Annotated in this window: 17 protein-coding genes; 11 read left to right on the forward strand and 6 right to left on the reverse strand. The window is 39.2% G+C overall.

All coding sequences use genetic code 11. The features are described 5' to 3' along the window. Positions 1 to 12 precede the first annotated feature (12 nt). Genes O6P32_RS01410 through pyrB form a run of 4 tightly spaced genes read right to left on the reverse strand, consistent with a single transcriptional unit; the run spans position 13 to position 2,745 of the window. Positions 13 to 747: a porin family protein gene (locus tag O6P32_RS01410; RefSeq protein ID WP_269876401.1), complete on the reverse strand. Its 735-nt coding sequence runs from the start codon at positions 745 to 747 to the stop codon at positions 13 to 15. Between the two features lies 1 nt (position 748). Further along, a complete protein-coding gene (locus O6P32_RS01415) occupies positions 749 to 1,330 on the reverse strand; it encodes a flavin reductase family protein (protein WP_178266837.1) in 582 nt (193 codons plus the stop codon). Continuing rightward, the gene (gene pyrI, locus O6P32_RS01420; RefSeq protein ID WP_269876402.1) at positions 1,330 to 1,788 is read right to left on the reverse strand and encodes an aspartate carbamoyltransferase regulatory subunit; all 459 of its coding nucleotides are present in this window, start codon (positions 1,786 to 1,788) and stop codon (positions 1,330 to 1,332) included. Before pyrI ends, O6P32_RS01415 begins: the two co-directional genes overlap by 1 nt. Positions 1,789 to 1,803: 15 nt before the next feature. After that, the gene (gene pyrB / locus O6P32_RS01425; protein WP_178266835.1) at positions 1,804 to 2,745 is read right to left on the reverse strand and encodes an aspartate carbamoyltransferase; all 942 of its coding nucleotides are present in this window, start codon (positions 2,743 to 2,745) and stop codon (positions 1,804 to 1,806) included. Between the two features lie 412 nt (positions 2,746 to 3,157). Between pyrB and O6P32_RS01430 the strand changes: the two genes are divergently transcribed. From O6P32_RS01430 to O6P32_RS01445, 4 genes are all read left to right on the forward strand, one after another. Beyond that, entirely contained in the window at positions 3,158 to 5,485 is a 2,328-nt protein-coding gene (locus tag O6P32_RS01430) for a transglycosylase domain-containing protein (RefSeq protein ID WP_269876403.1), read from the forward strand. Between the two features lie 102 nt (positions 5,486 to 5,587). Then, positions 5,588 to 6,418, forward strand: a complete 831-nt coding sequence (locus O6P32_RS01435) for an exodeoxyribonuclease X C-terminal domain-containing protein (protein WP_178266833.1) — start codon at positions 5,588 to 5,590, stop codon at positions 6,416 to 6,418. Positions 6,419 to 6,741: 323 nt separating this feature from the next. Beyond that, a complete protein-coding gene (locus tag O6P32_RS01440) occupies positions 6,742 to 7,836 on the forward strand; it encodes a Nif3-like dinuclear metal center hexameric protein (RefSeq protein ID WP_269876405.1) in 1,095 nt (364 codons plus the stop codon). Positions 7,837 to 7,841: 5 nt separating this feature from the next. Then, the gene (locus O6P32_RS01445) at positions 7,842 to 8,633 is read left to right on the forward strand and encodes a zinc ribbon domain-containing protein (RefSeq protein ID WP_178266831.1); all 792 of its coding nucleotides are present in this window, start codon (positions 7,842 to 7,844) and stop codon (positions 8,631 to 8,633) included. Between the two features lie 82 nt (positions 8,634 to 8,715). Here O6P32_RS01445 and O6P32_RS01450 read toward each other — a convergent pair whose 3' ends face one another. Further along, positions 8,716 to 9,165 carry a type I restriction enzyme HsdR N-terminal domain-containing protein gene (locus O6P32_RS01450; protein WP_178266830.1) on the reverse strand — a complete coding sequence of 150 codons (450 nt, stop codon included), beginning with the start codon at positions 9,163 to 9,165 and terminating at the stop codon, positions 8,716 to 8,718. Positions 9,166 to 9,304: 139 nt separating this feature from the next. Here O6P32_RS01450 and O6P32_RS01455 point away from each other — a divergent pair, with 139 nt between their 5' ends. The 5 genes from O6P32_RS01455 (at position 9,305) to O6P32_RS01475 (ending at position 14,655) form a co-directional block, all read left to right on the forward strand. Then, complete coding sequence (locus tag O6P32_RS01455) at positions 9,305 to 10,081, forward strand: AMP nucleosidase (RefSeq protein WP_178266829.1); 777 nt, start codon at positions 9,305 to 9,307, stop codon at positions 10,079 to 10,081. After that, positions 10,082 to 11,098, forward strand: a complete 1,017-nt coding sequence (gene holA / locus O6P32_RS01460; RefSeq protein ID WP_269876408.1) for a DNA polymerase III subunit delta — start codon at positions 10,082 to 10,084, stop codon at positions 11,096 to 11,098. Positions 11,099 to 12,338: 1,240 nt separating this feature from the next. Then, complete coding sequence (locus tag O6P32_RS01465) at positions 12,339 to 12,806, forward strand: helix-turn-helix domain-containing protein (RefSeq protein WP_269876409.1); 468 nt, start codon at positions 12,339 to 12,341, stop codon at positions 12,804 to 12,806. 173 nt (positions 12,807 to 12,979) lie between these two features. Further along, on the forward strand, positions 12,980 to 13,756 hold the full coding sequence (locus O6P32_RS01470) for a dihydroorotate dehydrogenase electron transfer subunit (RefSeq protein WP_178266826.1): 777 nt from the start codon (positions 12,980 to 12,982) through the stop codon (positions 13,754 to 13,756). Beyond that, positions 13,744 to 14,655: a dihydroorotate dehydrogenase gene (locus O6P32_RS01475; RefSeq protein WP_269876410.1), complete on the forward strand. Its 912-nt coding sequence runs from the start codon at positions 13,744 to 13,746 to the stop codon at positions 14,653 to 14,655. The genes O6P32_RS01470 and O6P32_RS01475 overlap by 13 nt, the downstream gene beginning before the upstream one ends. Before the next feature lie 139 nt (positions 14,656 to 14,794). Here O6P32_RS01475 and trmD read toward each other — a convergent pair whose 3' ends face one another. Next, on the reverse strand, positions 14,795 to 15,475 hold the full coding sequence (gene trmD, locus O6P32_RS01480) for a tRNA (guanosine(37)-N1)-methyltransferase TrmD (RefSeq protein WP_178266824.1): 681 nt from the start codon (positions 15,473 to 15,475) through the stop codon (positions 14,795 to 14,797). 103 nt (positions 15,476 to 15,578) lie between these two features. Between trmD and ligA the strand changes: the two genes are divergently transcribed. After that, complete coding sequence (gene ligA / locus O6P32_RS01485; RefSeq protein WP_269876411.1) at positions 15,579 to 17,576, forward strand: NAD-dependent DNA ligase LigA; 1,998 nt, start codon at positions 15,579 to 15,581, stop codon at positions 17,574 to 17,576. Positions 17,577 to 17,672: 96 nt separating this feature from the next. Next, a complete protein-coding gene (dapA, locus tag O6P32_RS01490; RefSeq protein WP_178266822.1) occupies positions 17,673 to 18,566 on the forward strand; it encodes a 4-hydroxy-tetrahydrodipicolinate synthase in 894 nt (297 codons plus the stop codon). Positions 18,567 to 18,845: the final 279 nt, after the last annotated feature.

Consider the following 18,845-nt stretch of genomic DNA (forward strand, 5'->3'; position numbering starts at 1 on the left):
GATAAATGAATATTAAAAAATCACGCCTAAAGAAAAACTCATCACATTCCGCCGGCGTTTGATTATTATTTCCTGTTCGTTATACGGGGCTTCTGTAACTCCCCGATTGAAATCAACTCCCTCAGACATGTTATGTAACCCCATCTCATATCTGAAATCGAAAAAGATATTGGAGACATTAACAGCCAGTCCTATCACCGCACTGAAATTAAATGGGCGTATAGACTCCTTTATATCCTGTTGATAAAAACCGGTATATTCACATTTCGTGTATTTGTCCCACGTATAGGCAACTTTAGGACCAACGAAAAAAGCCATACCGTAAGGATAAACATCTACAAATTTATATCCATAAAGCAAAGGAACATCGACAGAATGAATTGTCGTCTTGACCAATGCATTACTTTTCAAAAAATCAATGTTTTCTGTAGTCTGATTAATAGAAATACTTCCTTTTGCAATATGATAGGAAGCTTCTGTCTGGAGAAAATGATGCTTCTTAAGATTAAAGCGAACGAAAAAAGAGGCAAAATATCCTACTTTATAATTATTTTGAATATGATCAAGTGAATAATCACCCAACTTGAATTCATCAATAAAAAACATGGACGAATTGAATCCTGCCTTTACTCCTATATTAACCTTGGCATCGTGCACACCACTTTGCAAATTCTCTGCCGATTGTGCCCATAAGTCTGCACACACAAAGAAATGCCACAGTAATATAAGTAAGGCTATTCTTCTCATGCTATCTGGTATTTTTTATTTTATTCTTTTCTACCGACCATCCAAACTTGCCAATTTTATCTCCCAACTCATAGTATCCTCCGTGGGCGTATACCAGTAAATTGGATTGTGCCAGTTCAAATTTTCCAGTTTCCGTATTCAGGTACTTGTCATCCGCCTTCACATTTACCACATCAGCAATAAACATATCATGCGAGCCTAAAGAAATAATCTCTTTCACCCTACATTCTATACACAGCGGCGATTCTTCAATAAGAGGACAACTTACTACCTCACACTTACCAGGTGTAAGTCCCATTTCAGCAAACTTATTGAAAGATTTTCCGGAACGTACCCCACACCAGTCGGTTGCATAAGCCATATCCTTCGTTGTCAGATTAATGACAAACTCCATATTTTTCTTCAAAATAGGATAGGAGTGGCGTTCCGGCCGTACAGAGATATAACACATAGGAGGGTTGGTACAAATTGTACCGACCCACGCTATGGTAATAATATTATATTCACTCTCATTGCTTCCGCATGTAACTAAAACGGCAGGCAACGGATAAATCATTGTTCCGGGTTTCCAGTTCTGCTTCATCAAATCAGCTTTATATTATCTTTATGCTGTTCTTTTTCGCAATAATGGCATTTCAATATTCCGTTTTCCTTATCTACTACATGAAACCAGGTTTGCATGGGTTCATTATTAGTAATACATTTAGGATTATTGCATTTTACAATGCCTTTCAACTCATCGGGCATCACCACCTGTTTTTTCTCTACCACTTCATAATCGCGGATGATATTCAGTTTTACGTTAGGAGCAACAACCGATAAACGGCTGATTTCCTCATCAGTAAAGAAGCGGTCAGCAATTTTAATAATTCCTTTCTTTCCCAATTTTGCACTCTCAAAATTATTACCAATGGTTATGTTTGTATCCATATGAGGTAAATCAAGCAACGAAACCACTGTGAATAATTTATCAGAAGGTATATGGTCAATCACAGTACCGTTTTTTAAAGCGGCAACCTGCAGTTCTTTCTTTTCATTCATAAGACTTTCTTATTTTTATTTTAATGTATCGGCTTTCACTTCGTCCAAGGTAATACCCAAAACATCGCATAAAATAGCCTGACGAGCGTACAAACCATTTTGTGCTTGCTGGAAATAATATGCTTTTTCATTATCATCCACATCATAAGCAATTTCGTTTACACGAGGAAGCGGATGCAGAATACGCAGATTAGGACGAGTATGTTCCAACATTTTATTATGAAGAATATATACATCCTTCACTCTCTCATATTCCATCAGATCGGTAAAGCGTTCACGCTGTACACGAGTCATGTACAAAATATCAGCGTCGGCAATTGTTTCTTCTGTAAAATCAGTATGCTCTACATAATTGATATGATGCTGTTTACAGTACAATTTATATTCATCAGGCATCTTCAATTCTTCTGGAGCAATAAAATGGAATGTAGGATTGAAATGGCGCATGGCCATCAGCAAAGAATGTACGGTACGACCATATTTAAGGTCACCTACCATATAAATATTCAGATTTTCCAGTGTTCCCTGTGTTTTGTATATGGAATAAAGGTCGAGCATAGTTTGTGAAGGATGTTGGTTTGCTCCATCACCGGCATTTACGATTGGCACTGGCGCCACCTCACTGGCATATCTTGCTGCCCCTTCCAGATAATGGCGCATTACAATAATGTCAGCATAATTACTCACCATCATAATGGTGTCTTTCAGCGTTTCTCCTTTCGACGAACTGGTAACTTTCGGATCGGTAAATCCAATTACTCGAGCCCCCAGGCGGTTGGCTGCAGTCTCAAAGCTCAAACGGGTACGGGTAGATGGTTCAAAGAAAAGGGTTGCGACTACTTTTTCGGCCAACAGACGGCGATTTGGCTTCTTTTCAAACTCTCTTGCCATTTCCAATAAGTAAAGTATCTTCTCTTTGGAATGTTCGGCAATAGTAACTAAGCTTCTTTTTTCCATATCAACGGTTTTATATTTGTTTTTATTTAACCGGAGTTCAAAGGTAAACAAAAAAAACGGAACAGCAAAAAACGGAACTGTCAAAAATAGATGCGAATAAGCATGTTTTATATAGATAAGAAAAACAGTTTTCAGAATCACTTTGTGGTTTTATCAGTTGAATGTCAAACGTTTGAAAAAAGAAGAATTCCAAATATATTTTTACAAAAAAATGTGAGCAAAAACATCAAGTCTATTATCACTACAAATACTTCTATTACCATAGATTTGTATCGCTATAAACGCAGACCAGCGGTACTGATAATACAGCCTACGCTAATAGTAACGTTTTTTCTACACACCGATATCGTCAACCTTTTGTCATACAAAAAGTTTTTCATACATTTGCACAAATGTATCGAACTCAAAAACAATGAGAAAAAAAGTCATCTACATACTTTGGGCACTCATGGTGCTCGGTATTCTATCCGTTGCTACGGTATTTACAGCTATTTCAAAAGGATGGATAGGCTATGTCCCTCCTGTAGAAGAACTTGAAAATCCAAATCTGAAGTTTGCAACCCAAATCATATCCGACGATGGACAGTTGCTCGGCACCTGGTCGCTGAGTAAGGAAAATCGTGTATATGTAGGCTACGAGGATTTATCCCCTCATTTGGTTCATGCCTTAGTAGCCACAGAAGATGTGCGTTTTAGCGAACATTCGGGTATCGATATACGGGCTTTCTTCCGTGCTTTGATAAAGCGAGGTATCTTCATGCAGAAACATGCCGGAGGAGGTAGTACCATTACCCAGCAGCTGGCTAAACAGTTTTATTCGCCTACGGCCGACAATGTAATGGAACGTTTGTTGCAAAAGCCAATAGAGTGGGTGATTGCCGTAAAATTGGAGCGATATTATACTAAGGAAGAAATCCTTACGATGTATCTCAACAAATTCGACTTTCTAAACAATGCCGTGGGAGTCAAAACTGCAGCCAAGACCTATTTTTCTAAAGATCCAAAAGATTTGACTATAGAAGAAGCGGCTACATTGATTGGAATGTGCAAGAATCCTTCACTGTACAATCCCCGCCGTTTCAACGAGCGTTCTCGCGGACGCCGCAACACCGTATTGGACCAAATGCGTAAAGCAGGTTTTCTGACCGAGGCAGAATGTGACTCTTTACAGCAGTTGCCCTTGGTATTGAAATTTCAGCCTGTAGACCATAAGGATGGTCTGGCAACTTACTTCCGCGAATATCTGCGTGGAGTAATGACTGCAAAAAAACCGGAACGCAGCAAGTACCGCGGCTGGCAGATGCAAAAATATTACGAAGACTCGCTGGCTTGGGAAACCAATCCTCTGTATGGATGGTGTGCAAAAAACAAGAAGAAAGACGGTTCTAATTACAACCTCTATACCGATGGTCTGAAAATTTACACCACCATCGACTCCCGCATGCAACGCTATGCCGAAGAAGCTGTATATGAACATGTAGCCAAATATCTGCAGCCACGATTCTTTAAAGAAAAACAAGGCCGCCGTACAGCTCCTTACACCAACCAGCTTACCCAAGAGGAGGTAGACAAGATTTTAGACCGTTCCATGCGCCAGACAGACCGTTATCGTCTGATGAAAGCAAGCGGTGCTACAGAAGCCGAAATACGTAAAGCTTTCAACACAAAAGAAGAAATGTCTGTATTTACCTGGGAAGGAGAAAAAGATACCATTATGACACCAATGGATTCTATCCGTTATTACAAACATTTCCTTCGTGCAGGTTTCATGTCAATGGACCCGATTACAGGATATGTGAAAGCCTATGTAGGTGGACCAAACTATAATTATTTCCAATATGATATGGCAATGGTAGGACGCCGCCAGGTAGGATCTACTATCAAGCCCTATCTGTATGCATTGGCTATGGAAAATGGTTTTTCTCCATGCGACCAAGTACGTAACGTAGAACAAACATTATTCGATGAAAACGGAAAAGCATGGTCTCCGCGCAACAGCTCCAAATCGCATTACGGAGAAATTGTTACATTAAAATGGGGACTTGCCAACTCTAATAACTGGATCTCGGCTTACCTGATGAGCAAACTGAGTCCATATGCATTGGCACGCCTTATCCACTCATTCGGAGTATTGAACAAAGACATTCAGCCTACTGTTTCCCTCTGCCTGGGTCCTTGTGAAATTTCAGTAGGCGAAATGGTAAGTGCTTACACTGCTTTTGCCAACAGAGGTATCCGCACTGCACCTTTGTTTGTTTCGCGTATCGAAGACAACGAAGGCAATACTATCGCTACTTTCACCCCACAGGTAGAAGAAGTAATCAGTGAATCGAGTGCTTACAAAATGCTGGTTATGCTCCGTGCAGTCATCAATGAAGGAACAGGTGGACGTGTTCGCCGTCTTTATAATATTACAGCAGACATGGGTGGAAAGACAGGAACTACCAACCGCAACTCCGACGGATGGTTTATGGGATTCACTCCTTCGTTGGTATCGGGATGCTGGGTAGGAGGTGAAGAGCGTGACATCCACTTCGATACCATGCGCGACGGACAAGGAGCTTCTATGGCTCTTCCAGTATGGGGTATATTTATGAATAAGGTATATAAGGACAAATCATTAGGATACTCACAGGAAGAATGTTTTGAAATTCCTGAAGATTTTGATCCTTGCAAAGACAAGTTGACCGAAATAGAAGAAGAAAACACAAGCCGTTTGGATGATGTATTCTTCCAATAACGTGATAATGGTACTTGCTTTCTGATTTTTGATAAATTACTTGCTTTTTTCCTCCTTTCTTCTTAACTTACACGAAAGATAATGAAGAAAGGAGGTTATTTTATGAACAATAGTCCCGTATTTTACCAACTACCTCCAGAACTGATTGCGGGCATACAGACAAAAATTGACTCGTTTAATCAAGGGCGAACGGTTCAAAATGGAAAATACGCTATCAGTACTGCCACTCCGTACCGCCCATATTATGCCCTTTGGAGACTCTTTTCCGACAACTCCACACCGCTTTTTATCCGTACTCTGGCCATGACTTTCGATGTTGCAGCCGAAAGAGCTTTCACCTTATTACAAAACTGCAATGTCAAAGTAGAAATAGTAGATAATTCTTATTTTGAAGCTTATTATGGTCTGACAGACGACCTGATGCCTTTCGGAAAATACCGGGGAAAACGACTGGCTGAAATCTATTATATAGACCCTTCCTACGTACTTTGGCTAGCCAATAAATTCGAAGTTTCCACAAAACGGTATGAGCGTATTGTGGAACTCGCCAAGCAATTTTCTACCGTCCACTTTGAACTGACTGCACAAAAACGAAAAATCTCATCCGTCAGTCGCTTTGTGGGGCAAATAGGAGAAACCCTTAGGGAACAATACCTCACTGTTCTCAATGTACGCTTACAAGTAGACCGGTATAAGCCTGATTTCTATGTAGACCAGCAAGTATTGGCTGCCGACCGCGACGGAAACCGATTTACCCTACTGATAAAGGCAAAAGGGAAAAGTATGTCTCCTGAAATACTGAGTTGCTATACTCGCAAAATTTCCATACAGGAAGTTCTCCATCTGGCCTCAGCCAAAATTATGTCGCACTACGAAAGCCGGGGAGTACAATATACACGGTTGGGATATGTTAAACTGGTAAATCAGAAATAGAGAGGACTGCGAATTAACAGACGTCTTTCCGTATATAGACATGGACTCTTAGCACTCATTACCTGTAATGAGTGCAGTTTTTGCCCGTAAGTATTACAATACTTTCAAGGAAAAACTCCAGTACTTACTTGAAAGGACTGGCAAAAATAATAATACCTCCATAGCAGGCTCCTTGTTTCATTTTCATTCTTAATCAGAACCGCATGTAGAAACCATGCGTCCATCGAAACAACTCTAGTTGTATCCCTACCTTGCTTTTTTAAAACGAGATTGACGGATATTCTAAAAATTATTTGTATCTTTGCCTTAAATTTTCGCGACATATGAAAATTAAGGAAGTAATTAGTGCCCTTGAGATGTTCGCGCCTCTGCCTTTGCAAGACGGATTTGATAATGCCGGACTGCAAGTTGGATTGACAGACGTGGAAGCTACAGGGGCATTGTTGTGTCTGGACGTAACCGAAGCGATAGTAGACGAAGCCATTGCATTGGGATACAATCTGATTGTATCGCATCATCCGCTTATTTTCAAAGGCTACAAGTCGCTGACAGGGAAAGATTATGTAGAACGCTGCGTGATGAAAGCAATCAAGCACGACATCGTGATTTTTTCCATGCATACCAATCTGGATAATGCTCCACAGGGAGTAAACTATAAAATAGCCGAGAAACTGGGTTTACACCATGTATCCATACTCGAAGCCAAAGAAAAAGCCTTACTTAAACTGGTCACTTTTGTTCCGACAGAACGGGCTGGAGAAGTACGGGAAGCATTGTTTGCAGCCGGCTGTGGATGTATAGGAAACTACGACAAATGCAGCTACAACATAGAAGGAAAGGGAACTTTCCGTGCAGGAGAGGAAACAAATCCTTATTGTGGAGCGATAGGAGAGTTGCACGAAGAAAATGAGACAAGAATTGAAACTATTCTGCCGGCTTTTCTAAAGCAATCTGTAACCCGGGCATTAATCGGCGCGCATCCGTATGAAGAACCGGCATACGATTTCTACCCACTGGCTAACCAATGGACACAAACCGGGGCTGGAGTGATAGGCGAACTTCCGGAAGAAATCAATGAAGGTGATTTTCTCCAACAAGTAAAGCAGATATTTGGAGCAGGATGCGTAAAGCATTCCCGACTTACAGGCCGGCCTATCCGGAAGGTAGCTTTATGCGGAGGAGCAGGAGCATTCCTTTTGCCTAACGCAGTTTCTGCTCAGGCAGATGTATTTATTACCGGAGAAGTGAAATATCACGATTATTTCAACTACGAAGGAAGAATATTAATTGCAGAAATAGGGCATTACGAGAGTGAACAGTATACCACGGAAATATTCCAGAATCTCCTTAAAGAGTATTTCCCAAGCCTCAACACTCAGATAACCCATATAAATACGAATCCTATTAAATATTTATAAGAACTATGGCTAAAGAAGCAAAAAAAGATTCTACAGAATTGAGCGTGGAAGAAAAACTGAAAACATTGTACCAGTTGCAAACCATGCTGTCGGAAATCGACAAGATTAAAACTTTAAGAGGTGAACTTCCTCTCGAAGTGCAAGACCTTGAAGACGAAGTAACCGGCTTGAGAACACGTATTGAAAAAATCAAAGGTGAGATAGAAGATCTGAAATCGAATGTTGCTGGAAAGAAAATCGAAATCGAAACAGCCAAAACTTCTATCGAAAAATACAAAGCTCAACAAGACAACGTACGTAACAACCGCGAGTACGATGTATTGACTAAGGAAATTGAATTCCAGTCATTGGAAGTAGAATTGTGCGAAAAACGTATCAAGGAATATACTGCTTCTATCGCAGCAAAAGAAGAGGAAATTGTAAAAAGTACTCATGCTTTGGAAGAACGCCAGAAAGATCTGGAAGTGAAGAAAAACGAACTGGACGAAATTATCTCTGAAACCAAACAGGAAGAAGAAAAGTTGAGAGAAAAAACCAAAAACCTCGAAACTACTATCGAACCTCGTTTGCTTCAGGCATTCAAACGTATCCGTAAGAACTCACGCAACGGATTGGGTATCACTTATGTACAGCGTGATGCTTGTGGAGGATGTTTCAATAAGATTCCGCCTCAGAAACAGTTGGATATCCGTATGCGTAAGAAAATTATCGTTTGCGAATACTGTGGACGTATCATGATCGACCCGGAATTGGCAGGAGTAGTGACAGAAAAGCACTTGGATACCAAGATTAAATAAAAGCATTTTATCTCTTCCTTATATTCCGCAATACACATAAAAAGGCATTTACCTTTTCCGTGTATTGCGGATTTTTTTTATTCTATAACATATCGTATGGAGGAATATCCGGCAAAAACGCATACGTGCCATCCATATAGTTCACTTTACAGCAATAATGACGAAGCCCGTTGCTCACAATCAGGTATTCTACCTTCAATACGATATTATAACGGGTAATCTGGTCGAATACAGCCTGCGTAATCTCCACTGAAGGTGCTTTATATTCCACAATCATCCGCGCATTCAGATTGCGCCCGTAGAGCACCGTATCACACCGTTTTTTCGTCCCGTTTAAGCAGATCTGTACCTCATTGGCCAATAATCCCTTGGGATAACCTTTCTGCTCTAACAGGAAATGAATAAAGTGCTGACGCACCCATTCCTCAGGTGTCAAGGCTACATACTTCTTGCGTAAATCATCAAAAATATAGTTTTTACCTGTCTTTGTGATAACTTTATGAGAATAGTGTGGTAAATTTAATGGCAACATTTCGTACATTTGCATATATAGGTCATACATTTCTTACAAAAGTAGTGAAAGACGAGTGTAGCGGCAAACGAAAAGTAATGTTTTTCAAGTTTGACCATACCGAATCGCTTTCTATTTTACTCTAAAAAACAAAAACATTATGAAAACAAAAGAAGAAATTGTAGCAAACTGGCTACCCCGATACACCAAACGGAACTTAGAGGATTTTGGTGAATATATTCTGCTGACCAACTTCAACAATTATGTCGAAATTTTTGCCGAAAAGTTTAATGTACCTATCTTAGGACGTGACGCCAATATGATTTCTGCCCATGCCGAAGGAATCACCATAATCAACTTCGGAATGGGAAGCCCCAATGCGGCAATTATCATGGATTTACTAAGCGCTATCAAGCCTAAAGCATGCCTGTTCCTGGGAAAATGCGGAGGAATAGACAAGAAGAACCAGATCGGCGACCTGATTCTGCCAATTGCAGCCATCCGGGGAGAAGGTACATCGAACGATTATTATCCCCCTGAAGTACCGGCCCTTCCGGCATTTATGTTACAGCGTGCCGTTTCATCAGCCATCCGTGACCATTCCCGCGACTATTGGACCGGAACTGTGTATACCACCAACCGACGTATCTGGGAGCATGATGATGACTTCAAGAAGTATCTTCTCAAAACACGTGCCATGGCCGTAGATATGGAAACTGCAACGCTTTTTACAACAGGATTTGCGAATCATATCCCTACAGGAGCTCTGCTCTTGGTATCCGACCAACCCATGATACCGGAAGGGGTAAAGACAGACAAAAGCGATTCTATGGTTACACGCCGTTTTGTGCATGAACACGTAGAAATAGGTATCGCTGCCTTACGCATGATTATCGATGAAAAGAAAACAGTAAAACATTTGAAGTTTGATTGGTAAATGGCTAAAGAAGTTACTTACGAAGAGATTGTCCGCAACTTAAAAAATGAAGTCTATTCTCCCATCTATTTTCTGATGGGAGAAGAAGATTATTACATCGACCGTATATCCGATTATCTCGTAAATCATGCGCTCACAGAGACTGAAAAGGAGTTTAATCTGACTGTTCTGTATGGAGCAGACACAGACATTGCAACGGTTATCAATGCAGCCAAACGTTACCCCATGATGTCTAAATACCAGGTGGTGGTAGTAAAAGAGGCTCAGCATTTACGTAATATAGAAGAGCTGACTTACTATCTCCAGAAACCTTTAGCGTCAACTATTCTGGTCTTTTGCTACAAGCATGGAGCATTAGACAGAAGAAAAAAAATTACAGCCGAAATAGAAAAAGCCGGAGTACTCTTTGAATCGAAGAAACTAAAGGAAGCTCAGTTGCCAGGCTTTATTTCTTCCTATCTGAAAAGAAAACAGGTAGAAATAGAGCCGAAGGCATCCGAAATGATGGCTGAATTTGTAGGAGCTGACTTAAACAGAATGGCGGGCGAATTGGAAAAATTAATTATCACTCTTCCGGCCGGACAAAAGCGTATTACCCCCGAGCTGATTGAACGAAACATTGGCATAAGTAAAGACTACAACAACTTCGAATTACGGAATGCTTTAATAGCAAAGGACGTCTTAAAAGCAAATCAGATAGTAAAATATTTTGAAGAAAATCCCAAGAATAATCCATTGCAGGTGACCTTGGCTGTTTTATTTAATTTCTTTGCAAATCTTATGCTCGCTTACTATGCACCGGAAAAAACAGATCAGGGAATCGCAGCTCAACTTGGTCTTCGTTCACCCTGGCAATCCAAAGATTATATGATAGCAATGCAAAAATACAGCGGAGTTAAAGTAATGCAGATTATTGGGGCAATCCGCGAATGCGATGCTAAATCCAAAGGTATAGGCAATCCTTCTACACCCGATGGAGAACTGCTACGAAGTCTGGTCTATATGATCTTGCACTAACTCCTAAAGTTGCTTCTAGCAGACATCGAAAAGAAACTAAAAAAAGAAGTTTTATAAAGCTTTTCATATCCACTAGACACTGTTATCGATCTGCAATTTTAACAGCTAAAATAAACAAAAGAAAGACTCTTTTAATCTTCCTTTTTGTACAATAAGCCCCATACAAAGATCCCTCTTTCCTTTTAATCGGAAAGGGGGATTTACATAAGACAAACATCAGAAACATTACACTTCCCATCTCATATTTCTTGTCTTTGCATGATAGAATCCTCTCTCTACGCTATTGCAAATCCATCATGTATAATAGCCTCTAAAAACTCTTTTAAAATTCATAGAACGGAAATACAAAAGGAAATACACTAATTTTTTATAATATTTATAGCTACCCAAATATCATATAGACAGATATTTCGTCATTTACATTACATAATAAAATATTTAAAGGCGAATTGCAGAAATTTATGCAGGAATTTCAAAAGTAGAACTGACGATATGTATCATATAGACCATCAAAAATACGGCAAATTTACTCACAACTTGATTACACTACACAAAAACGGCCGTTTTATGAGGTTTTCCGATCTAATAGTTCACACATCCTCTTACATGCATTTTCAATTTTATATAGGGTATATCTTCGTAAACGAAAAGAGCATGTCCATGCAATAGCAAAGTAGACTTAGGATACAAAACTGCTAATCCTTTTACCTTACAATACAAATGTAATACATATTAATCAATATTACATTTATAATGATATACAAATATGATATCATACTATACAAATGTATATATAATTGTATATTTCTTTATTATTTCACAATGATAGAGTAGGGGATACCTTTTTATATACATGTATATTTGTATTACTTTATTATTGTATATGTATATTTATTCTACGGCACACAACTATAATTATATTCTAATAACCAACACTTTACAAAAATAAAGTAAAGCTTATATACATGAATTAACATCTGTTATGTCTGTATTTATACTATAAAATAGAAATTAAACCCAGTCAATTATCAATACATCTATATGCCAAATTTTTAATGTAAATCATTAAAGTTTATTCCAATATATAGCCTTCTCTGTTTACATATATAAATTACACTTGTTAATACAAGGTTTACATTATTAAATTGCAACTTTATTTAATTTTATAAACGTATAATTTGCAATATTAAAATCTATCAATTACTTTTGTATATCGAAATTCTTCTAATTCCATTTGTAAATGAAAGACCGTATCGCTCAAATAATGCAAAAAGAAGGACTAAGTAACGTTGAATTTGCAGAAAAGATTGGCATTTCAACTTCTTCTTTATCACATATATTCAACGGGCGCAATAAGCCGAGTTTGGAAGTAGTAATGCGTATACATAAGGCATATCCACATATAAACCTCAATTGGCTGCTTTATGGAGAGGGTCCGATGACGGAAGAATCGCAAGAAGAAAAACCAGAGGCTATTAGCGGAATAGATTTCATGTGGGATAACACCTCAGAAAAGCCCGAAATTGCGGCCAATCCATCAGACGCTTCCGATTTTGGGCAAAAAAACGGGAGTAACAACCCCATTTATCCCACCAAAGAGATTGTACGTGAGGAAATTAAGTATATTGAAAAGCCACATCCAAAAATTACAGAAATCAGGATTTTCTTCGATAACGGAACGTACGAAGTCTTCAAGCCTGATAAATAAGAAAAAGACGGTTGAAAAACGTGACCTGTATCGCAAGCTATCGATACAAGTCACGAAAGGCAACGATACTTGTATCGATAGCTCACGATACAAGTATCGTTTTTATTTTCTCTATATGTATTTAGGGTAAATTCGCTATCTTTGCAAGTAAAACGAACTTACCCTATTTTTTTATGAAAAAATACATCTTAGATTTAACGGTTACAGAGAACATACGTTTGCATGCCAACTATGTCCTCATTAAATTAACCCAGTCAGATCCATTGCCCGAAATGTTACCGGGACAATTTGCTGAGATTCGTATAGACGGCTCTAACACTACCTTCTTACGCCGTCCTATTTCCATCAACTACGTAGACCGTCGTACTAATGAAGTTTGGTTCCTCGTACAATTGGTTGGCGATGGTACCCGTAAATTAGCAACTGTAAAACAAGGTGATACTGTAAATGTTGTTTTGCCTTTAGGAAACGGATTCTCAATGCCAGAAACACCAGAAAAGAAAGTCTTACTGATTGGAGGCGGTGTAGGCACAGCTCCTATGTTATATTTAGGAGAGGCCCTTCTTAAAATGGGCTGCAAACCAACTTTCTTGTTAGGTGCCCGTTCCAAGAATGACCTGTTACAATTGGATGAATTTGCTGCATTTGGTGACGTATACACCACCACAGAAGATGGAAGTATGGGAGAAAAAGGATACGTCACTCAGCATAGTGTACTGGCAAACAACAAGTTTGATATGATTTACACTTGTGGACCAAAACCTATGATGATGGCCGTTGCCAAGTATGCCAAATCCAACGATATTGAATGTGAAGTATCTTTGGAAAACACTATGGCATGTGGCGTAGGTGCTTGCCTTTGCTGTGTAGAAAAAACAGATGAAGGACACGTGTGTGTATGTAAAGAAGGTCCGGTATTTAATATAAAGAAACTATTATGGCAGATTTAAGCGTAAACATCGGTAATTTGAAAATGTCGAACCCGGTCATGACTGCATCGGGTACATTTGGATATGGACTTGAGTTCCAGGATTTTGTAGACTTGGAAAAAATTGGAGGTATCATTGTAAAAGGTACTACCTTACACCACCGTGAAGGAAATCCGTATCCTCGTATGGCAGAAACCCCAATGGGAATGCTCAATGCGGTAGGATTACAGAACAAAGGTGTACATTATTTCGTAAATCACATCTACCCGCAAATCAAAGATATCAAGACTAACATGATTGTCAATGTATCGGGATCTCAGGTAGAAGATTATGCTGAAACTGCACGTATCATCAACGAGCTGGAAAATATACCGGCTATTGAATTAAACATCTCATGCCCGAACGTTAAGCAAGGTGGTATGGCCTTCGGAGTAACAGCTCATGGAGCTGCAGAAGTAGTCAGTGCTGTACGAAAAGTATACAATAAGACCCTCATTGTAAAACTGTCTCCCAACGTTACTGATATTACTGAAATTGCCCGTGCTGCAGAAGGCGCCGGAGCAGATAGCGTATCGCTTATCAATACACTTTTGGGTATGGCTATTGATGCAGAAAAACGCAAGCCTATTCTTTCTACCGTTACCGGTGGTATGAGTGGAGCCGCTGTGAAACCTATTGCCTTACGAATGGTATGGCAGGTAGCAAAAGCAGTGAAAATTCCAGTTGTCGGTTTGGGAGGTATCATGAATTGGAAAGATGCAGTAGAATTCCTTTTGGCTGGTGCATCGGCTATTCAGATTGGTACAGCTAACTTTATCGATCCAGCCATCACAGTAAAGGTAGCAGAAGGTATCAATGATTACCTGAACCGTCATGGATATTCATCTGTACGCGACATTATCGGAGCATTAGAAGTATAAGAAAATATTTTACAACATTTGCTTTATAAAAGAATAAGCTCTGCATCCGCTTTTATGACAGGATGCAGAGCTTACTTTTTATGGCCAAAAGAAGAAAGCTCTGCATCTTCATTTTGACAACCTCTTATTTTTGTAAAGATTATTTCCCTTCCAGCAAGTCCGGACGCAAACGCTGTGTACGCTCTAAGGATTGCTGAAATTCCCACTCACGTATTTTTGCTTCATGACCGGATAAAAGAATATCGGGCACTTTCCAGCCATTGTACTCCGCCGGACGGGTATAGACTGGAGGAGCCAGTAAATTATCTTGAAAAGAATCAGACAAAGCCGACTGCTCATCGGATATTACACCCGGGATAATCCGTACAATAGAATCAGCTATAACCGCAGCTGCCAGTTCTCCTCCCGTGAGCACGTAATCGCCAATACTGATTTCTTTCGTAATAAAATGTTCGCGGATACGATAATCAATTCCTTTGAAATGCCCGCAGAGAATTATCAGATTCTGAGTCATCGATAACGTGTTTGCCATCTTCTGATTAAACTGCTCTCCATCGGGAGTAGTAAAAATCACCTCATCGTAATGACGCTCTGCCTTCAATGCCGAAATACATCGGTCGATAGGCTCTATCTTCATCACCATACCTGCACATCCTCCAAAGGGATAATCATCTACTTTACGGTAGCGGTCGTAAGCATAATCACGTAAATTGTGAATATGAATTTCGGCAATACCTTTCTTCTGTGCACGGCTCATGATAGAATAATTGAAAAAACCTTCTATCATTTCCGGCAAAACCGTTATAATATCTATTCTCATAATGTCTTGTTATTTTTTGCAAAAGTAAGAATATTCCTCCGTACCCACATCTCCCCAAACTACATTTTTGCTATTTTTGCACGAAACATCATTCAAAAACATCATGACTGAAATAGAAAGAATAGACCAACTACGCGAAGAGTTGCATCTTCATAACTACAATTATTATGTTTTGAACGCCCCGGTAATTTCAGATATCGAATTCGATAAACTGATGCGAGAGCTACAGGATCTGGAAGCCAAACACCCGGAGCATTCCGATGAGAACTCTCCGAGCATGCGCGTAGGAAGTGATATCAATAAAAATTTCACCCAGGTGGAGCACAAGTATCCGATGTTATCCTTGGGAAATACATATTCGGAAGCCGAAGTAACCGACTTTTATGAACGGGTCAGCAAATCTTTGAATGAAGAATTTGAAATCTGTTGCGAAATGAAATTCGACGGGACTTCTATTTCTTTAACCTATGAAAACGGAAAGTTGGTACGTGCCGTAACACGTGGTGATGGAGTGAAAGGAGACGATGTCACAGACAACGTTAAAACCATCCGCAGCATCCCTTTGGTATTACATGGTAATGATTATCCTCAAAACTTTGAAATACGCGGTGAAATTCTGATGCCATGGGATGTATTCGAAAAATTAAACCGCGAACGTGAAGCACGTGAAGAACCGCTTTTTGCCAATCCTCGCAATGCTGCATCGGGTACTTTAAAATCTCAAAACTCTGCAGTAGTGGCTAGCCGGCAATTGGATGCTTATCTTTACTATCTGTTAGGTGAGAATTTGCCTTGTGACGGACATTATGAAAACCTTCAAAAAGCGGCCGAATGGGGATTTAAAATATCTCATATCACTCGTAAAGTACGGACTTTAGATGAGGTCTTCGAATTTATCAAATACTGGGATATAGAACGAAAGAATTTACCTGTTGCAACCGACGGTATTGTCTTAAAGGTAAACTCTCTGCGTCAACAACGGAATTTGGGATATACAGCCAAATCGCCCCGATGGGCTATTGCCTACAAGTTTCAGGCCGAACAGGCTCTTACAAAACTCATCAAGGTAACGTATCAGGTAGGACGTACAGGTGCTATCACACCAGTAGCTAACCTTGAGCCTGTACAACTCTCAGGAACTGTAGTGCGCCGGGCTTCTTTGCACAATGCAGATATTATTGCTTCGCTAGACTTACATGTAGGCGATATGGTATATGTAGAAAAAGGAGGAGAGATCATCCCTAAGATTACAGGGGTAGATGCAGCTTCACGCAAACCCGATAGTGAAAAGATAACTTTCATTACTCACTGTCCGGAATGTGGAAGCAAATTGGTACGTTATGAAGACGAAGCAGCTCATTATTGTACAAACGAAACGGCTTGCCCTCCACAAATCAAAGGGAAAATAGAGCATTTCATCAGTCGCAAAGCGATGAATATAGAAGGACTTGGACCGGAAACTGTAGACCTGTTTTACCAGGAAGGAATGATACAGAATGTAGCTGACCTTTATCATCTGCAGGCTACAGATATCTGCCAATTGGAAAGAATGGGTGAAAAATCGGCAGAAAACATTATACAAGGTATTCTACGTTCAAAGGAAGTTCCTTTCGAAAGAGTTTTGTTTGCTCTTGGTATTCGCTTTGTAGGCGAAACTGTAGCAAAGAAAATTGCCAAAGCCTTCCGGTCTATTGATGCATTGATGTCTGCAACTCTTGACGACTTAATTCATGTGGATGAAATAGGAGAAAAGATAGCCCAAAGTATCTTGCTATATTTTGCAAATGAGAAGAATCGTGCTTTGATCGAACGCCTTCGCGAAGCTGGTCTGAAACTGGAAGCTGATGAAACAGACTATTCAGGCTACACAGATAAGCTACAAGGTAAATCTATAGTTATTAGTGGAGTTTTTGCTCATCATTCACGTGATGAATACAAAGAAATGATTGAAAAACATGGTGGTAAAAATGTAGGAAGTATTTCCAAGAAGACTAGTTTCGTGTTGGCGGGAGAGAATATGGGGCCCAGTAAGCTAGAAAAAGCTCAGAAATTAGGCATAACAATTCTCAATGAAGATGAATTTTTAGCCATGATTAACTAAAAGCAGGCTTTTTAAAAGCAAAAAGATAATAAAAATAATAATTCAATAGAAAATATTCGTATTTTTGCATTTTGTACAAGAGTTTATAATTCATTTATGATACGAAGAAGACTTAGCGGAATGGGAGTAGCTCTGATAACTCCTTTCAATGAAGACGGAAGTGTAGACTACGACGCACTTATCAGATTAGTAGAATATCAAGTTCAAAACGGCATAGACTTTCTCTGCGTATTGGGAACTACAGCCGAAACCCCGACACTTACCGCTGATGAGAAAAAGAAAATAAAGCAGGTCGTTATTGAACGCGTTAATGGACGTGTACCTATTTTATTAGGTATCGGAAGTAATTGTACGCAAACTGTAGTAGACACATTGAAAAACGATGATTTTACAGGTGTAGATGCTGTTTTGGTTTCTGTACCTTATTATAATAAGCCCTCACAAGAAGGTATTTACCAGCATTATAAAGCGATTGCAGAAGCGACCCAATTACCGATCGTGCTTTATAATGTACCAGGTCGTACAGGGGTAAACATGACAGCTGCTACAACCCTTCGCCTTGCACGTGATTTTCAAAACATTGTAGCAATTAAGGAGGCTTCTGGAGACATTACACAAATGGATGACATTATTAAGAACAAGCCTGAGAATTTTGATGTTATCTCTGGTGATGATGGTATTACCTTCCCGCTAATCACATTGGGAGCTGTAGGAGTAATCTCGGTTATCGGAAATGCTTTTCCACGCGAATTCAGCCGTATGACACGTTTAGCTTTAGCAGGTGATTATGCGAATGCCCTAACTATTCACCATAAATTTACAGAGCTGTTTAAGCTTTTATTCGTTGATGGTAATCCTGCCGGAGTAAAAGCCATGCTAAACATGATGGGAATGATTAAGAACCGTCTTCGTTTACCATTAGTTCCTACACGAATTACAACTTTCGAAGAAATGCGTAGAATTTTGGATGAACTAAAAATCAAATGCTAAAGCAATTCACTTTTAATATAAGAAAGCCAGAATTTCAGAAAAAATTCTGGCTTTCTTATTTATTTGGAAATTTCCGTTCACTTCATTTTTAATCCTAATTTTCTTTTGAAAAGGGAAGATATATTAATGAAAATACTGATAACACTAATTAAACATAATACCAATTATAATATAAACATTCAATTATATATTTTATTGAATAATAATAATTCAATATCAATTAATTCCAATAAAAAAAGCTATCTCAAAATAAGATAGCTTTTTTATTATTTATTCTAA

Origin of the sequence: Phocaeicola acetigenes (genome assembly GCF_027529745.1) — a bacterium.
GTDB classification, from domain to species: Bacteria; Bacteroidota; Bacteroidia; order Bacteroidales; family Bacteroidaceae; genus Phocaeicola; species Phocaeicola acetigenes.